This window comes from Phaeobacter sp. B1627, assembly GCF_006265095.1.
Lineage (GTDB): Bacteria > Pseudomonadota > Alphaproteobacteria > Rhodobacterales > Rhodobacteraceae > Epibacterium.
Map to the genome: position 1 here is coordinate 1 of NZ_VCNK01000135.1, position 304 is coordinate 304.

Here is a 304-nt window from a genome sequence, read left to right on the forward strand (position 1 = left end):
ACCCCGTCGCCAGTCGCAGCAGCGCCGCAAGATCCCCCTCCAGCTCGATCTCAACGCCCGTGCTCCCCTCCGACGGGGTCAGCACAAGCCGGTCCACCAAGGCCCGCAGCGCTTCCTTCGCAGCGGGCATCTCTGTACTGTTGCCCAGACCCGCGATCAGTGCCGCCACCCGCGCGCGGTAAGTCACCGCCATCGACGGATGGATCAGGATCGGATCCGGGGCAGGGGAAGTGGCCAGGTTACGTTCCAGCTGCTGCCGTTGCTGATCCAGCTCGATCATCCGGTCTTTGACCTGCTCCGCCGG

Annotated in this window: 1 pseudogene; it reads right to left on the reverse strand. The window is 66.8% G+C overall.

Annotated features, from left to right (window positions below):
• A pseudogene (locus FGE21_RS20180) lies at positions 1 to 304 on the reverse strand (recombinase family protein); the annotation flags it as partial.